Origin of the sequence: Pseudomonas sp. M5 (assembly GCF_016907075.1) — a bacterium.
Lineage (GTDB): Bacteria > Pseudomonadota > Gammaproteobacteria > Pseudomonadales > Pseudomonadaceae > Aquipseudomonas > Aquipseudomonas putida_E.
This window is the reverse complement of record NZ_JAFBBH010000001.1, coordinates 1,091,109-1,105,944: the sequence shown is the minus strand read 5'-3', so window position 1 is coordinate 1,105,944 and position 14,836 is coordinate 1,091,109. Positions and strand designations below refer to the sequence as shown.

General features: G+C 66.1%; 15 protein-coding genes. 12 read left to right on the top strand and 3 right to left on the bottom strand.

What is annotated here, in order from left to right:
• Positions 1–61: 61 nt before the first annotated feature.
• Both JOE27_RS05205 and JOE27_RS05200 read right to left on the bottom strand, forming a co-directional pair.
• Positions 62–1,213, bottom strand: a complete 1,152-nt coding sequence (locus JOE27_RS05205) for an acyl-CoA dehydrogenase family protein (RefSeq protein ID WP_115274632.1) — start codon at positions 1,211–1,213, stop codon at positions 62–64.
• Positions 1,214–1,229: 16 nt separating this feature from the next.
• Entirely contained in the window at positions 1,230–2,300 is a 1,071-nt protein-coding gene (locus tag JOE27_RS05200) for an enoyl-CoA hydratase/isomerase family protein (RefSeq protein ID WP_204918126.1), read from the bottom strand.
• A gap of 283 nt (positions 2,301–2,583) precedes the next feature.
• Here JOE27_RS05200 and mdcA point away from each other — a divergent pair, with 283 nt between their 5' ends.
• Genes mdcA through madM form a run of 9 tightly spaced genes read left to right on the top strand, consistent with a single transcriptional unit; the run spans position 2,584 to position 9,878 of the window.
• Entirely contained in the window at positions 2,584–4,245 is a 1,662-nt protein-coding gene (gene mdcA / locus JOE27_RS05195; protein ID WP_115274634.1) for a malonate decarboxylase subunit alpha, read from the top strand.
• Complete coding sequence (locus JOE27_RS05190; RefSeq protein WP_204918124.1) at positions 4,245–5,183, top strand: triphosphoribosyl-dephospho-CoA synthase; 939 nt, start codon at positions 4,245–4,247, stop codon at positions 5,181–5,183. The genes mdcA and JOE27_RS05190 overlap by 1 nt, the downstream gene beginning before the upstream one ends.
• Position 5,184: 1 nt before the next feature.
• The gene (locus tag JOE27_RS05185) at positions 5,185–5,484 is read left to right on the top strand and encodes a malonate decarboxylase subunit delta (RefSeq protein WP_012314731.1); all 300 of its coding nucleotides are present in this window, start codon (positions 5,185–5,187) and stop codon (positions 5,482–5,484) included.
• Positions 5,477–6,325, top strand: a complete 849-nt coding sequence (locus JOE27_RS05180; RefSeq protein WP_046786019.1) for a biotin-independent malonate decarboxylase subunit beta — start codon at positions 5,477–5,479, stop codon at positions 6,323–6,325. The genes JOE27_RS05185 and JOE27_RS05180 overlap by 8 nt, the downstream gene beginning before the upstream one ends.
• Positions 6,322–7,113 (top strand): biotin-independent malonate decarboxylase subunit gamma, encoded by a 792-nt coding sequence (gene mdcE, locus JOE27_RS05175; RefSeq protein ID WP_204918122.1) that lies wholly within the window; start codon positions 6,322–6,324, stop codon positions 7,111–7,113. Before JOE27_RS05180 ends, mdcE begins: the two co-directional genes overlap by 4 nt.
• A gap of 1 nt (position 7,114) precedes the next feature.
• Positions 7,115–7,729 (top strand): malonate decarboxylase holo-ACP synthase, encoded by a 615-nt coding sequence (locus JOE27_RS05170; protein WP_204918120.1) that lies wholly within the window; start codon positions 7,115–7,117, stop codon positions 7,727–7,729.
• On the top strand, positions 7,726–8,646 hold the full coding sequence (gene mdcH, locus JOE27_RS05165; RefSeq protein ID WP_115275532.1) for a malonate decarboxylase subunit epsilon: 921 nt from the start codon (positions 7,726–7,728) through the stop codon (positions 8,644–8,646). Before JOE27_RS05170 ends, mdcH begins: the two co-directional genes overlap by 4 nt.
• Before the next feature lie 60 nt (positions 8,647–8,706).
• On the top strand, positions 8,707–9,108 hold the full coding sequence (madL, locus tag JOE27_RS05160) for a malonate transporter subunit MadL (protein WP_046786022.1): 402 nt from the start codon (positions 8,707–8,709) through the stop codon (positions 9,106–9,108).
• Between the two features lie 5 nt (positions 9,109–9,113).
• Complete coding sequence (gene madM / locus JOE27_RS05155) at positions 9,114–9,878, top strand: malonate transporter subunit MadM (RefSeq protein ID WP_012314725.1); 765 nt, start codon at positions 9,114–9,116, stop codon at positions 9,876–9,878.
• Between the two features lie 48 nt (positions 9,879–9,926).
• Here madM and JOE27_RS05150 read toward each other — a convergent pair whose 3' ends face one another.
• Positions 9,927–10,838 (bottom strand): LysR substrate-binding domain-containing protein, encoded by a 912-nt coding sequence (locus JOE27_RS05150; RefSeq protein WP_125923687.1) that lies wholly within the window; start codon positions 10,836–10,838, stop codon positions 9,927–9,929.
• Between the two features lie 123 nt (positions 10,839–10,961).
• Here JOE27_RS05150 and JOE27_RS05145 point away from each other — a divergent pair, with 123 nt between their 5' ends.
• The 3 genes from JOE27_RS05145 (at position 10,962) to JOE27_RS05135 (ending at position 14,775) form a co-directional block, all read left to right on the top strand.
• Entirely contained in the window at positions 10,962–11,810 is an 849-nt protein-coding gene (locus JOE27_RS05145) for a helix-turn-helix transcriptional regulator (protein ID WP_046786023.1), read from the top strand.
• Positions 11,811–11,879: 69 nt separating this feature from the next.
• Complete coding sequence (locus JOE27_RS05140) at positions 11,880–13,370, top strand: aldehyde dehydrogenase (RefSeq protein WP_115274638.1); 1,491 nt, start codon at positions 11,880–11,882, stop codon at positions 13,368–13,370.
• A 22-nt stretch (positions 13,371–13,392) separates the two neighbouring features.
• Entirely contained in the window at positions 13,393–14,775 is a 1,383-nt protein-coding gene (locus JOE27_RS05135; protein ID WP_115274639.1) for an aspartate aminotransferase family protein, read from the top strand.
• Positions 14,776–14,836 lie beyond the last annotated feature (61 nt).

Genomic DNA, 14,836 nt, shown 5'->3' with positions numbered 1-14,836 from the left:
CCCACAGGAGCCCTGCCAGCCTGGCGGGCAGGGCTTTACCTGTGGGCCCCAGCGAGGAACATCACAACGGATAGTGCTTCAACTCCCTGGCAATCAACATCCGCTGGATCTCGCTCGACCCTTCATAGATCTGCGTGATGCGTGCGTCACGGTAATAGCGCTCGACCGGGTAATCTTCCAGGTAGCCATAGCCGCCATGCACCTGGATCGCCATCGAGCACACCCGCTCGGCCATCTCCGATGCGAACAGCTTGGCCTGTGACGCCTCCGACAGGCAGGGTCTGCCTGCGCTACGCAGGCGCGCGGCATGCAGGATCAGCAGCCGTGCGGCATTGACCTGCACCTGCATGTCGGCCAGCAGGTTGGCGATGCTCTGGTGCTCGTTGATCGGCTTGCCGAACTGCACCCGGTCGCGGGAATAGACCAGTGCAGCCTCGAACGCGGCACGGGCGATGCCCAGGGCCTGGGCCGCGATGCCGATACGCCCGCCTTCGAGGTTGGACAAGGCAATGGCCAGGCCCTTGCCACGCTCGCCCAACAGGTTGGCGGCGGGGATGCGGCAATTGTCGAAGGTGACGGCGCAGGTGTCGGATGCACGGATACCCATCTTGTGTTCGCTGCGATCGACCTTGAACCCCGGATTGTCGGTGGGTACCAGGAATGCGGAGAGGCCTTTCTTGCCCAGCTCTGGGTCGGTCACGGCAAAGACGATCGCCAGGCCCGCGCGGCGGGCGTTGCTGACGAACTGCTTGGCGCCATTGATCACCCATTGGCCGTCGATCAACTCGGCGCGGGTGCGCAGGTTGTGCGCTTCGGAACCGGCCTGTGGCTCGGTCAGGCAGAAGCAGCCGATCACCTCGCCGCTGGCCAGGCGCGGCAGCCATGCCTGCTGCTGCTCGGGCGTGCCATAGGCCAGCAGCGGGCCGCAGCCCACCGAATTGTGGATGCTCATCATCGCACCGGTGGCGCCACAGCCTGCGGAGATTTCCTCGACGGCCAGGGCATAGGCCACGTAGTCGGTGTAGCTGCCGCCAAAGTCTTCCGGCACCACCATGCCCAAGAGGCCCAGCTCACCCATCTTGCGCACCACGCCGTCATCGATCCAGCCGGCTTTTTCCCAGGCCTGGGCATGCGGGGCGATTTCGCCGCGGGCGAAGTCCCGGGCCATGTCGCGGATCATGATCTGCTCTTCGCTCAGTTCCAGGTCTTGCATCTGTGTACTCCCCGGCTCACAGGCCTTCGAAGAATTGGTCGACGCGCTGGCGTTGCAGGCCCGCCAAGGTCGGCGGGTTCCAGCGTGGCTGCTTGTCCTTGTCGATGATCAGGGCGCGCACGCCTTCGATGATGTCGCCGTGCTGGAACCACTGGCGGTCAAGGTGCAGCTCCATGGCGAAGCACGCTTCCAGCGGCAGGTAACGGCCGCGGCGCAACATCTCCAGGGTAACCGCCATGGCCAGTGGCGAGCGGCTTTCCAGCTGGTCGGCGGTGGCCAGTGCCCACTGGTGGCTGTCGCCGATGCTGACTGCCCGCAGTTGCTCGATGATTGCTGCCATATCAGGCAGGGCGAAGAAGTGGTCGATGACCGGGCGCAGTTTTTCCAGCGGCGCATCGTCCAGCACCTGGCTGCCCAGCTTCGCGAGCAGGTTTTGCAACGCCTTGAGCGGATGGGCGCCGAAGTCCAGTTGGTCGAGGCCTTCATCCAGTTCAGCGAGTTTTTCGCTTGGCAGGTACCAGTCGGCCAGCCCGCAATACAGCGCGTCGGCCGCCTGGATCTGCGCGCCACTGACGCCCAGGTAGGTGCCCAGCTCCCCGGGGATGCGCGAGAGGAAGTAGCTGCCGCCAACGTCGGGGAAATAGCCGATGCCGACTTCGGGCATCCCCAGCCGGCTGCGCTCGGTGACGATACGCAGGTCGCAGCCCTGTGCCAGGCCCATGCCGCCACCCAGGGTGAAGCCGTCCATCAGCACCAGCACCGGTTTGCGGTAGCGGTGGATCGCTAGGTCAAGGGCGTATTCCTCGACGAAGAAGTCTTCGTGCAGCGTGTCGCCAGCCTTGTAGCTGTCATGCAGCGAGCGGATGTCGCCGCCGGCGCAAAAGCCTTTGGGGCCTTCGCCGCGCAGCACTACCGCTTGCACTTGCGGGTCGTCGGCCCAGTGGTCCAGGTGCTGGCGCAGGCTGCGCACCATGTCGAGGGTCAGGGCGTTGAGGCCACTGGGGCGGTTGAGGGTGAGGTGGCCAATCTGGTTGCGGACCTCGGCCAGTACATGGGCCGTTGCCGAGGTATGAGCGTGCGCGGTCATCGCGTTCTCCCTGCTTTGTTATTGATTTTCCAAGTGAAGTCTGGAGTGCGCTGGAGGATCGGTGGATCCTGTCATGCAAAATTGCCCTGCACAATGGATATATCTGCAGGTGAGGCGTGCGTTTTTGCCATGGCTACGGCTTTGAGTTTTTCAGGGTCGTGCATTGCAGGCAACCCTCTTGCAACCATTACCCTGACCGTAACGATCACGCCCCCAGCTTGATTGATCACCCAACCCCCGCGTCCTACTGTGCCCCCACGACAGCGAACCCGTGGAGTCACCCATGACCATAACGAAGAATCCACCGCCGCAATGGTCCAGGCGGCGCGCCGAGAAGCAGCGCCGCCTGGAGCGGGTCCGTCACCTGGCCGACGGTGTGGTGCTGCCAACCGAGCGCATCGTCGAGGCACTGGAGCTGTTGATCGCCCCAGGGGACCGGGTGGTGCTCGAAGGCAACAACCAGAAGCAGGCCGACTTCCTCTCCCGTTCGCTGGCCAAGGCCGACCCCGAGCGCCTGCACGACCTGCACATGATCATGCCCAGCGTCAGCCGTGCCGAGCATCTGGACCTGTTCGAACGGGGTATCGCCCGCAAGCTCGACTTTTCTTTCGCCGGCCCGCAGAGCCTGCGCATCGGCCAGTTGCTGGAAGACGGCCAGCTCGAAGTCGGCGCCATTCATACCTACATCGAGTTGTATTCGCGCCTGCTGGTTGACCTGATCCCCAATGTAACCCTGGTCGCCGGGTTCATGGCAGACCGTGACGGCAACCTGTACACCGGCCCCAGTACCGAGGACACCCCGGCACTGGTGGAGCCGGCCGCCTTCAGCGATGGCCTGGTGATCGCCCAGGTCAACCAGCTGGTCGACCGCGTCGACGACCTGCCGCGCGTGGACATTCCGGCTTCCTGGGTGGACTTCGTGGTGGTCGCTGACCAGCCGTTCTACATCGAGCCACTGTTCACCCGCGACCCACGGCACATCAAACCGGTGCACGTGCTGATGGCGATGATGGCCATCCGCGGCATCTACGAAAAACACAACGTGCAGTCGCTCAACCACGGCATTGGTTTCAACACGGCCGCCATCGAGCTGATCTTGCCGACCTACGGCGAGTCGCTGGGCCTGAAGGGCAAGATCTGCCGCAACTGGACGCTCAACCCGCACCCCACGCTGATCCCGGCCATCGAGACCGGCTGGGTCGAAAGCGTGCATTGCTTCGGCACCGAACTGGGCATGGAAGACTACATCGCGCAACGCCCGGACGTGTTTTTCACCGGCCGCGACGGCTCGCTGCGCTCCAACCGCATGATGTGCCAGCTGGCCGGGCAGTACGCGGTCGACCTGTTCATCGGCGCCACCTTGCAGGTCGATGGTGATGGCCATTCCTCGACCGTCACCCGCGGCCGCCTGGCCGGCTTCGGCGGCGCGCCCAACATGGGCCACGACCCCCGCGGCCGGCGCCACGCCACCCCGGCCTGGCTCGACATGACGGTGCCCGACACCTTGCTCGAACGCGGCCGCAAGCTGGTGGTGCAGATGGTCGAAACCTACCAGGAAGGCGGCAAACCGACGTTCGTCGAAACCCTGGACGCCGTGGACGTGGCGAAGAAGGTCGGCATGCCGCTGGCACCGGTGATGATCTACGGCGATGACGTCACCCACCTGCTCACCGAAGAGGGTATCGCGTACCTGTACAAGGCCCGCAGCCTGCAAGAGCGCCAGCAGATGATCGCCGCCGTGGCCGGGGTCACCGCCATCGGCTTGCGCCATGACCCCAAGGACACCTTGCGCCTGCGCCAGCAAGGCCTGGTGGCCTTGCCCGAAGACCTGGGCATCCGCCGTACCGATGCCAGCCGTGAACTGCTCGCTGCGCGCAGCATCGCCGACCTGGTGGAGTGGTCCGGTGGCCTGTACAACCCGCCCGCACGGTTCAGGAGCTGGTGATGCAACTATTCGATCTGCAACCCTATGATCCCCTTCACCGGGCCGGCCGCCCGCTTGAAAACTGCACGATCCCTGTGGGGGCAGGCTTGCCGGCGATCAGGCCGGCACCTGAAAACGCCATTCCCCTTGCCGACCGGCTGGCCGACCTGGCCGTGGAAGCCCTGCTGGACGAGGCCGACCTGTCACCCAAGCCCGGCCTGGTGGACCGGCGCAGCAGCGGCGCGCACAGCGACATGACGCTGGCCCTTATGCATGCCTCGGCGCTTGCCCTTTGGCCTTGCTTGCGGCAAATGGCCGACGCCGCCCAGGCCCATGGCGAGGTTGGCCTGGCGCTGCGCATCGAGCTGGGCCGTATCGGCCGTGAAGGGGAGGCTGCGATGCTGGCCACCACCGCCGGGGTCAATACCCACCGCGGCGCGATATGGGCCCTTGGCTTGCTGGTGGCCGCCCGGGCCCTGGATGCCCAGGCTGACGCGAGTACCGTCGCAGCCCGTGCCGGGCGCATCGCCCTGATCGATGACCCGGCCGCCACCGCCCACGACAGCCACGGCACTCAGGTGCGCCACCGTTACGGCGCCGGCGGTGCCCGCGAACAGGCGCAACAGGGCTTTCCTGCCGTGATCGAACACGGCCTGCCGCAACTGCGCCGCAGCCGCGCCAACGGTGTCAGCGAAAACCACGCACGCCTCGATGCCTTGCTGGCGATCATGGCCGCGCTGAGTGACACCTGCGTGCTCTGGCGCGCCGGCCCCGAGGGCCTGCAAACGCTCCAACAGGGCGCCCGCCATGTGCTCGCAGCCGGTGGCAGTGCCACCCTCGACGGCCGCCGCCACTTGCGCCTGCTGGACACCCAACTGTTGCAACTGAACGCCTCACCGGGCGGTGCCGCCGACCTGCTGGCCGCCTGCCTGTTCCTCGACAAAGCCGGGAGCCTGTGACATGGAAACCCTGACCTTTCAATTCCCTGCCGCCGAGCCTGGCCGTGGCCGCACCCTGGTGGGTTGCGTCAGCTCGGGCGACCTGGAAGTCCTGATGGAGCCCGGCACGGCCGGCAGCCTGAACATCCAGGTGGTGACCTCGGTCAACGGCAGCGGCGCCCGCTGGGAGCAACTGTTCCAGCGCCTGTTCCAAGGGCGCACATGGCCGGCGGTGAACATCGACATCCATGATTTCGGCGCCACGCCTGGCGTGGTACGCCTGCGCCTTGAGCAAGGTTTCGAGGAGATCGCCCATGACTGACACCGAACGCTTGCTGCAGAGCCGCAGCTTCGTCGAACTGGGAGCGCGCCAGCGTGCCCGCACCTTGCTCGACCCGGGCAGTTTTCGCGAGCTGCTAGGCCCGTTCGAGCGGCTGATGTCGCCGTGGTTGCCGCGCCAGGGCATCGTGCCCCAGGCCGACGACGGCGTGGTCATCGCCAAGGGCTTGCTCGGTGGCCGCAACACGGTCATCGCCGCCATCGAAGGCGCGTTCCAGGGCGGCAGCATGGGCGAAGTGGGCGGGGCCAAGATTGCCGGTGCGCTGGAGCTGGCCATAGAAGACAACCGCAACGGCATCCCGACCTGCGCCGTGCTGCTGCTGGAGACCGGCGGGGTGCGCCTGCAGGAGGCCAACCTGGGCCTTGCGGCGATTGCCGAGATCCAGGCGGCCATCGTCGAGCTGCGCCGCCATCAGCCGGTGGTCGGGCTGGTCGCAGGCTCGGTGGGCTGCTTTGGCGGCATGTCCATCGCAGCGGGGCTGTGCAGCCACCTGCTGGTGACCCGTGAGGCGCGCCTGGGCCTCAACGGCCCGCAGGTGATCGAGCAGGAAGCTGGCATCGCCGAGTACGACGCCAAGGACCGCCCCTTCATCTGGAGCCTGACCGGTGGCGAGCAACGATATGCCAGCGGCCTGGTGGATGGTTATGTGGCCGATGACGTCGACAGCATTCGCCAGCAGCTGCTGCAGTTGCTCGACGTACCCAGTGCCAACCGCGCAGGCCGCCACGCCTGGTACCTCGAGCGGCTTGCCAGCCTGGGCAATGACTGCCCGCAACTGGACGCCGCCGCCGTACGCGCCCTTTACCAAGGAGATGCCCCATGAACCGTGCCCTGAACTGGCTGCCAGGCCTGGCCGGCAGCGAAGCACTGCCAGGATATCCCGCCTCGCTGCGGGTCATCGACGGCGAGCTGGACAACCGCACGGCGCGCTTCATTGCCGTGGTGCCGGATGCGCACAACCCGTTCCCCCGGGCGCGCAACGGTGAAGTCGGCCTGCTCGAAGGCTGGGCCTTGGCCAAGGCGGTGAGCGAGGCGATTGAGCTGGACCGCGATGGCGAGAAGCGCGCCATCGTCGCGGTCATTGATGTGCCCAGCCAGGCCTATGGCCGCCGCGAGGAAGCCTTGGGCATCCACCAGGCGCTGGCCGCTGCGGTGCTGGCCTATGCCCAGGCACGCCTGGCCGGGCACCCGGTTATTGGCCTGCTGGTGGGCAAGGCCATGTCCGGTGCGTTTCTGGCCCACGGCTACCAGGCCCAGCGGCTGATTGCACTGGATGACAGCGGGGTGATGGTGCACGCGATGGGCAAGGCGGCGGCGGCGCGGATCACCTTGCGCAGCGTCGAAGAATTGGAAACCTTGGCCGCCGAGGTGCCGCCGATGGCCTACGACCTGGCCAGCTATGCCTCGCTGGGCCTTTTGTGGCGGCGCCTGAGTGTGGACAACGCGGATACCCCGAGCGCAAGCGATCTGGCCCAGGTGCGTGCGTGCCTGGCCGAAGCGCTGCGCGATATCGGCAACACGACCGACCTGACGTCACGGTTGGCCGGCGAGCACCGCAGTGCGTCCCGCGAAGTGCGTGCACGCTTGCGCAGCCAGTGGCAGGAGGCCTGAGATGAGCGCGCCGCAGCCACATGACCTGCTCTGGGGGATGACCCCGGCCGCGCTGCCTGTCGATGCCCCTGCCTGGGCCACGCAGGTACTGGCGGCCGGGCAGCCGGTGGTGGTGCGCCGTGCCTGCTGCGCGGCAGGTTGGGTGGCGGTGGGGCTGCGCGGGGAGGGGCGCGCGCAGCGCCTGGGTGTTCAGATGCGCGTGGCGGACATTCGCCGGCAACTGCGCCCCGAAGCCTTGCGCGGGCAGGGCGCGAGCCCCTGGGCCGCGCTACAGGCGCTGGCCAGCGTGGCCCCTGTGCTCGACGCCTGCGGGCTGGCCTGGGGGCCGACGGGTGGGGTGGGTTACCAGCTGGCTACAGGGGTTGAGGTGCTGCACGCGGCCAGCGACCTCGACCTGCTGCTACGCACACCGCGGCCCATGAGCCGGGCAAAGGCGCGTGAGTTGCTCGATAGCCTCGACTGCGGCCCTTGCCGTTTCGACGTGCAACTGCAAACCCCTGCAGGTGGCATCGCCCTTCGCGAATGGGCCGGGGTGGCGCAGCGCGTGCTGCTCAAGTCGGCGCTTGGCGCACGGCTGGTGGCCGACCCATGGAACCTGCTGGAGTGCGCAGCGTGAGCAGCCTGTTCGCCTTCCCTGGCCAGGGCGCGCAGCAGGCGGGGATGCTGCATCGCCTGCCCGAAGGCTCGGCAGCGTTGCTGGAAGAGGCCAGCGATACGCTCAATGAACAGGTGCTGGCCCTGGACAGCCAGCAGGCATTGCAATCGACCCGGGCCGTGCAGTTGTGCCTGCTGTTGGCCGGGGTGGCCTGGGCGCGCACGTTATTGCAACGCAGCCCGGCCCCCGACTATGTGGCAGGGCTGTCGATAGGCGCCTACCCTGCCGCCGTCACCGCGGGCGCCCTGGCCTTTACCGATGCCGTACGCCTTGTGGCCCTGCGTGGTGAGCTCATGCAACGTGCCTACCCACAAGGCTACGGCATGACCGCTCTGAGTGGCCTGGATCTGGCCAGTGTCGAGCGCTTGTTGGCGCAGGTGGGCGGCGAGGTGTACCTGGCCAACCTCAACAGCGACAACCAGATCGTCATCGCCGGCAGCGACACGGCCATGGCCGAGGTTGCCGCCAGGGCGCGCAGCCGTGGCCAGGGCGTGGCCAGGCGCCTGGCGGTCAGCGTGCCCTCCCATTGCCGCTTGCTCGACGGCCCGGCGGCCGAGCTGGCACACGCGTTTGCCAGCGTTAAGATCAACCGCCCGCGCATCACCTACCTCAGTGGCAGCAGCGCGCGGCCGCTGTTGGACCCGCAACGCCTGCGTGACGACCTGGCCGGCAACATGGCCCGGCTCGTCGACTGGCGTGCTACGTTGCGCAACGCCTATGAGCGCGGTGTGCGCCTGCACCTGGAGCTACCGCCGGGCAGCGTGCTGACCGGCCTGGCCCGCCCGGTGTTCGAACAGGGGCGCGTGCTTGCCCTGGAGCAAACCCGACTCGATACAGTGGACGCCCTGCTGCGTCAGGAGGTCAGCCAGCGCCCATAAATGCCGTGTTTTTCGAAGGACAACAACAAGCAACTTCGACCCAACGCGAGGACAACAACAATGATCATCTACGGTGTGGCCTTTCTGGCCCTGTGTACCCTTGTAGGCCTGTTTATCGGTGAACTCCTGGGCAAGCTCCTGGGCGTACCTGCCAACGTCGGCGGTGTCGGCATCGCCATGCTGCTGCTGATTTTCATCGGCAGTTACCTCAACAAGCGTGGCCTGATCAAGGCCAAGTCCGAACAGGGCGTGGAATTCTGGAGCGCCATTTACATCCCCATCGTGGTGGCCATGGCCGCCCAGCAGAATGTGCTGGGCGCGCTGTCCGGTGGGCCGATGGCGATAACGGCAGGCGTCGTGGCAGTGGTCGCAAGCTTTGCCATGGTGCCGCTGCTGGACCGCATCGGGCAAAAGAAGCCTGAGGCGGGCACCGACAAACCCCTGACTGCTGCGCAACGGTGACCGCCATGTACGAATCCATGATGAAAGTGATCAACGGTTATGGCCTGGTCAGTGGTTTCGCGGTGATCGGCGTGACCATGTGGCTGTCCTACTGGTTCTCCGACAAGCTGACCCGCGGGCGTTTGCATGGCTCTGCCATCGCTATTTTCCTGGGCCTGGCGTTGTCTTACGTCGGCGGGGTGATGACGGGCGGGCAGAAAGGGCTGGTGGACATTCCGCTGCTCTCGGGCATCGGCCTGCTGGGCGGGGCCATGTTGCGGGACTTTGCCATCGTCGCCACGGCCTTTGGCGTCAACATCGAAGAACTCAAGCGCGCCGGGGTGTCCGGGGTGATATCGCTGTTCTTCGGCATCGGCACCTCGTTCGTCGCAGGGGTAGGGGTGGCCATGGCCTTTGGTTACACCGATGCGGTCAGCCTGACCACCATCGGCGCCGGGGCAGTGACCTATATCGTCGGGCCGGTGACGGGCGCTGCGATTGGCGCAAGCTCCGAGGTGATGGCGCTGTCGATTGCCGCCGGGCTGGTCAAAGCGATCCTGGTCATGGTGGTGACGCCGTTCGTGGCACCGATGATCGGTTTGAACAACCCGCGCACTGCGGTGATCTTCGGTGGCTTGATGGGCACCTCCAGCGGTGTGGCCGGTGGGCTGGCGGCGACCGACCCCAAGCTGGTGCCCTATGGCTGCCTGACCGCAGCGTTCTACACCGCCTTGGGCTGCCTGCTGGGGCCTTCGCTGCTGTACTTCTGCATGCGTGGCCTGGTGGCGTAGGCCGGCTTTGTCGCGGTGGTTCTGGCGAACCGCCGCGGTGTGCGCCGCTCAGTTTTCCCGGCTGTACATTCGGCATTCCGCCAGCAGCGCCAGCAGGTTGGGCTCGCGCTCCCGGGCCTTGAGGAACACCACGCCGATATGTTGCTGCAGCCGGTAACGCGGCTGCAGCGCAATCAGCTTCACCCGGTTTTCGTACACCGCAGCAATGCGCCCCGGCAACAGTGCAAAGCCCACCCCCGAACTGACCATGCTGAGCAGGGTGAAGATGTCGTTCACCTGCATCGCCACCTTCGGCTCGAACCCGGCCTGCTGGAATACCCGTGCGCCATCGCGGTGGGTGGCAAAGCCCTGGGTCAGGGTGATGAAGGTGGACTCGGCCAGGTCCGCCAGGTCCACCTCCTGCTGCTCGGCAAACGGCGAATCAGTGGGCACGGCGAGGTAGATATCGTCGGAGAACAGCGGCAATTGCTCGCAGGCAGGGTCGGCCGCGCTTTCATCCAGCGACACCAGCACCGCTTCCAGTTCATGGTTCTTCAGCCGCTGCAGCAGGTCGACATTCGAGCCCAGGGTCAGGTCGATGTTCAGCTCGCTGCGCCGCAGCTTCAGGCCCATCACCAGTTTGGGCACGGTCTTCACGGTCAGTGAATACAGGGCCCCGAGGCGGAAGCGTTCGGCGTAGAAACCGGCGGCCTCGCGGGTCTGGCGCACCATCTGCTCAGCGTCCTGGATCAACTGGCGGGCTTTCTTTTCCAGCACATAGGCGCTTTCCAGCGGAATCAGCTGACGGCCTTCGTGCTTGAACAGCGGGCAGCGCAGGGCGCTTTCCAGCGAATGAATGGCCCGGTGCACGCTGACCGCGCTGGTGGACAACTCGGCGGCAGCGCGGCCGAGGTTGCCGCTGCGCATGAAGGCGAGGAAAGTCTCGAGTTTTTTCAGGGTCAGTTCTTCGTCGATCAGCATGTTCAGGCCCTGAAGTGAAAGAGCTGCAGAGCATGCCACAACCTCACCCCGAAGGGTGATGGCCGCCCCCGGCATCCCATGCAAGAATCCCAACCATGACCACCCCGGCATGGGACGACGACAATGAGCAAAGACCGGCTGAAATCGCCCGACTGGTACGCGCAGATGGCCCGTGTCATCGACGCCCAAGGCACGCCGGGCTTCGTCGAGGCGCTGTTCGCCGCGCTCAAGTTGCTTGCGCCGTGCCAGGCCATCACGGTGTTTCTTTACCCACGCAAGGGCCTGCCCTCGGCGTTGTTCGTCAAGGACGAGGAGGGCCCATGGCTGCCCGAAGGCAACGTGCAGCGCTACCTGGAAGGCTACTACCTGCTGTGCCCGTTCTACCGTGCCTGCATGGACAGTGTGGCTGCCGGCTGCTTTCGCCTCAGCGACGTTGCCCCCGACCATTTCAAGCGCAGCGAGTACTACCTGTCGTTCTACCAGCACGCACACCTGGAGGACGAACTGAACTTCATCGTCCCTCTGGATGAACACCTGACCATCGCCGTGGCCCTGGCCAGTACCCGCCGCCTGGACCGTCAGCAGGTCAGTGACCTCAAATGTGTCGCACCCTGGGTGGTGGCCGTGGTGCGGCGCCAGTGGAGCCACCTGGATGTCGACGCCGTGGGCGGGCGCTTCGAAAGTGCTCTGGGCCGGCAGATCAACGCCGCGCTGAACAACTTCGGCTCCTCGCTGCTCACCGAGCGCGAATGCCGCATCGCCCAGTACCTGCTGCGCGGCCATTCGACGCGCTCGCTGGCCGAGCGCCTGGGCATCAGTGAAGACACGGTCAAGACCCACCGCAAGAACCTCTACACCAAGCTCGACATCGCCAAGCAGTCCGAGCTGTTCTCGCTGTTCATCGATTCGCTGGCCCAGGCCCAGGAAGGCTTGAGCAAGGACCCGCTGGAAAGTTACCTGCGAAGGCGCTGACGGCGCCACGGCCACCCACACCTACAACAACTGCAACCGGCCGCCCGCGCGGCCGCAAGGGAGACCTGCGTGCATACGAAAAGCGATTGGCAGCAGCGCGCTGCACGGCAAAGCTTCATCACCACGGCGCTGATCGACGGCCGCCCGCTGGCGGCGCAGTCAGGGGTGACCTTTGATGCCATCAACCCGGCCAACCGGCAGTTGCTGGCCCAGGTCGCCGCTTGCGGCGATACCGAAATCGACCAGGCTGTGCGTTCGGCGCGTCGCGCCTTCGAGCAAGGCCCCTGGGCGCGCATGGCACCTGCGGCACGCAAGGGCGTGTTGCTGCGCTTGGCCGAACTGATGATGGCCCACCGCGAGGAGCTGGCGTTGCTCGACTCGCTGAACATGGGCAAGCCGGTGATGGACGCCTACACCATCGATGTGCCCGGCGCGGCCAACGTATTCGCCTGGTACGGCGAGGCGCTGGATAAGGTCTACGATCAGGTCGCGCCAACCGCAGGCAATGCCCTGGCCACGGTCACGCGCGAAGCGCTGGGCGTGGTCGGCGCCGTGGTGCCGTGGAATTTCCCGCTGGACATGGCTGCCTGGAAGGTCGCCCCGGCGCTGGCCGCCGGCAACAGCGTGGTGCTCAAACCCGCCGAGCAGTCGCCGTTCTCGGCCCTGCGCCTGGCCCAACTGGCGCTTGAGGCAGGCGTGCCCGAAGGTGTGCTGAACGTGGTGCCGGGCCTGGGTGAAAGCGCTGGCCGTGCCCTTGGCCTGCACCCGGATGTGGATTGCCTGGTGTTCACCGGCTCCACCCAGGTGGGCAAGTACTTCATGCAGTACTCGGCGCAATCCAACCTCAAACAGGTGTGGCTGGAGTGTGGCGGCAAGAGCCCGAACCTGGTGTTCGACGACTGTCAGGACCTGGACCTGGCAGCGGAGAAAGCGGCCTTCGGCATCTTCTTCAACCAGGGCGAAGTGTGCTCTGCCAATTCGCGCTTGTATGTGCAGCGCTCGGTCCACGACGAGTTCGTCGAGCGCCTGCTGGCCAAGGCCCGCCAGTGGCTGCCCGGCGACCCCCTGGACCCGGCCAGCCGCGCCGGTGCCATCGTCGACGACGCCCAGAGCGCACGTGTCATGGCTGCCATCGAGCAGGCCCAGGGCGACGGCGCACGCCTGTTGTGCGGCGGCCAGCGGCTGACCTTCAACGGCTCGAACAACTTCATCGCGCCAACGGTGTTCGCCGACGTGCGCCCGGATTCGGCCCTGGCCCGCGAAGAAGTGTTCGGCCCGGTGCTGGCGATCACTGCCTTTGACGACGAAGCGCAGGCCGTACGCCTGGCCAACGACAGCGTTTATGGCCTGGCCGCTTCGCTGTGGAGCGACGACCTCAACCGCGCCCACCGCGTGGCCCGGCAGTTGAAGGCGGGCACCGTCTCGGTCAACACGGTCGATGCCCTCGATGTGGCGGTGCCCTTTGGCGGCGGCCGCCAGTCGGGCTTTGGCCGCGACCTGTCGCTGCACGCCTTCGACAAGTACACCCAGCTCAAGACCACCTGGTTCCAGCTGCGCTGACCCTCACTCACGGAGAACAACAATGAACGCACCCTTCCAGCCGCAACGCGACACCCGCGACTACCAGGCCAGCGACGCGGCCCACCACATCCACGCTTTCCTTGACCAGAAGGCGCTCAACGCCGAAGGCCCACGGGTCATCACCCGCGGCGAACGCCTGTACCTGTGGGACAACGACGGCAGGCGCTACCTGGACGGCATGTCCGGGCTGTGGTGCACCCAGCTGGGTTACGGGCGCAAGGACCTGACCGCCGCCGCCGCCGCGCAGATGGACCAGCTGGCGTACTACAACATGTTCTTCCACACCACCCACCCGGCGGTGATCGAGCTGTCCGAACTGCTCTTCAGCTTGCTGCCCGGGCACTACAGCCACGCGATCTACACCAACTCCGGCTCCGAGGCCAACGAGGTGTTGATCCGCACCGTGCGCCGTTACTGGCAGGTGGTCGGCCAGCCGAACAAGAAGATCATGATCGGCCGCTGGAACGGCTACCACGGCTCGACCCTGGCCGCCACAGCGCTGGGCGGCATGAAGTTCATGCACGAGATGGGCGGGCTGATTCCGGACGTGGCACACATCGACGAGCCGTACTGGTACGCCGAGGGTGGCGAGCTGACGCCGGCCGAGTTCGGCCGCCGCTGCGCCTTGCAGCTGGAAGAGAAGATCCTCGAGCTGGGCGCAGAGAATGTCGCAGGCTTTGTGGCCGAGCCGTTTCAGGGCGCGGGCGGCATGATCTTCCCGCCGGAAAGCTACTGGCCGGAAATCCAGCGCATCTGCCGCCAGTACGATGTGCTGTTGTGCGCCGACGAGGTGATCGGTGGCTTTGGCCGTACCGGTGAATGGTTCGCCCACGAGTACTTCGGCTTCGAGCCGGACACCCTGTCCATCGCCAAAGGCCTGACGTCAGGTTATGTACCCATGGGCGGCCTGGTGCTGAGCAAGCGCATCGCCGAGGCGCTGGTGGAGCGTGGCGGGGTATTCGCCCACGGCCTGACATATTCCGGGCACCCGGTGGCGGCCGCAGTGGCCATCGCCAACCTCAAGGCGCTGCGCGACGAAGGCATCGTGCGCCAGGTCAAGGACGATACCGGCCCGTACCTGCAGCGCATCCTGCGTGAGGCGTTTGCCAACCATCCGTTGATTGGCCAGGTGCAGGGCGCGGGGCTGGTGGCGGCGTTGCAGTTCGCCGAGGACAAGGGCAGCCGCAAGCGTTACGCCAACGAGAACGACCTGGCCTGGCAGTGCCGCACCTACGGGTTCGAGGAAGGTGTGATCATTCGTTCCACGCTGGGGCGGATGATCATGGCGCCGGCGCTGGTGGCTACGCATGGCGAGCTCGATGAGCTGGTGGACAAGACGCGCATTGCCGTGGACCGGACGGCACGGGGGCTGGGAATTTTGTGATGGTGTAAAGGCGGCCGCTGCGCAGGTCTCGCGGTTGTTGTAGGAGCGGCCTTGTGTCGCG

What these genes read in the sequence shown, in the direction of transcription:
- JOE27_RS05205 (WP_115274632.1), bottom strand. Translation starts at nt 1,213, where the DNA reads ATGCAAGACCTGGAACTGAGCGAAGAGCAGATCATGATCCGCGACATG.
- JOE27_RS05200 (WP_204918126.1), bottom strand. Translation starts at nt 2,300, where the DNA reads ATGACCGCGCACGCTCATACCTCGGCAACGGCCCATGTACTGGCCGAG.
- mdcA (WP_115274634.1), top strand. Translation starts at nt 2,584, where the DNA reads ATGACCATAACGAAGAATCCACCGCCGCAATGGTCCAGGCGGCGCGCC.
- JOE27_RS05190 (WP_204918124.1), top strand. Translation starts at nt 4,245, where the DNA reads ATGCAACTATTCGATCTGCAACCCTATGATCCCCTTCACCGGGCCGGC.
- JOE27_RS05185 (WP_012314731.1), top strand. Translation starts at nt 5,185, where the DNA reads ATGGAAACCCTGACCTTTCAATTCCCTGCCGCCGAGCCTGGCCGTGGC.
- JOE27_RS05180 (WP_046786019.1), top strand. Translation starts at nt 5,477, where the DNA reads ATGACTGACACCGAACGCTTGCTGCAGAGCCGCAGCTTCGTCGAACTG.
- mdcE (WP_204918122.1), top strand. Translation starts at nt 6,322, where the DNA reads ATGAACCGTGCCCTGAACTGGCTGCCAGGCCTGGCCGGCAGCGAAGCA.
- JOE27_RS05170 (WP_204918120.1), top strand. Translation starts at nt 7,115, where the DNA reads ATGAGCGCGCCGCAGCCACATGACCTGCTCTGGGGGATGACCCCGGCC.
- madL (WP_046786022.1), top strand. Translation starts at nt 8,707, where the DNA reads ATGATCATCTACGGTGTGGCCTTTCTGGCCCTGTGTACCCTTGTAGGC.
- madM (WP_012314725.1), top strand. Translation starts at nt 9,114, where the DNA reads ATGTACGAATCCATGATGAAAGTGATCAACGGTTATGGCCTGGTCAGT.
- JOE27_RS05150 (WP_125923687.1), bottom strand. Translation starts at nt 10,838, where the DNA reads ATGCTGATCGACGAAGAACTGACCCTGAAAAAACTCGAGACTTTCCTC.
- JOE27_RS05145 (WP_046786023.1), top strand. Translation starts at nt 10,962, where the DNA reads ATGAGCAAAGACCGGCTGAAATCGCCCGACTGGTACGCGCAGATGGCC.
- JOE27_RS05135 (WP_115274639.1), top strand. Translation starts at nt 13,393, where the DNA reads ATGAACGCACCCTTCCAGCCGCAACGCGACACCCGCGACTACCAGGCC.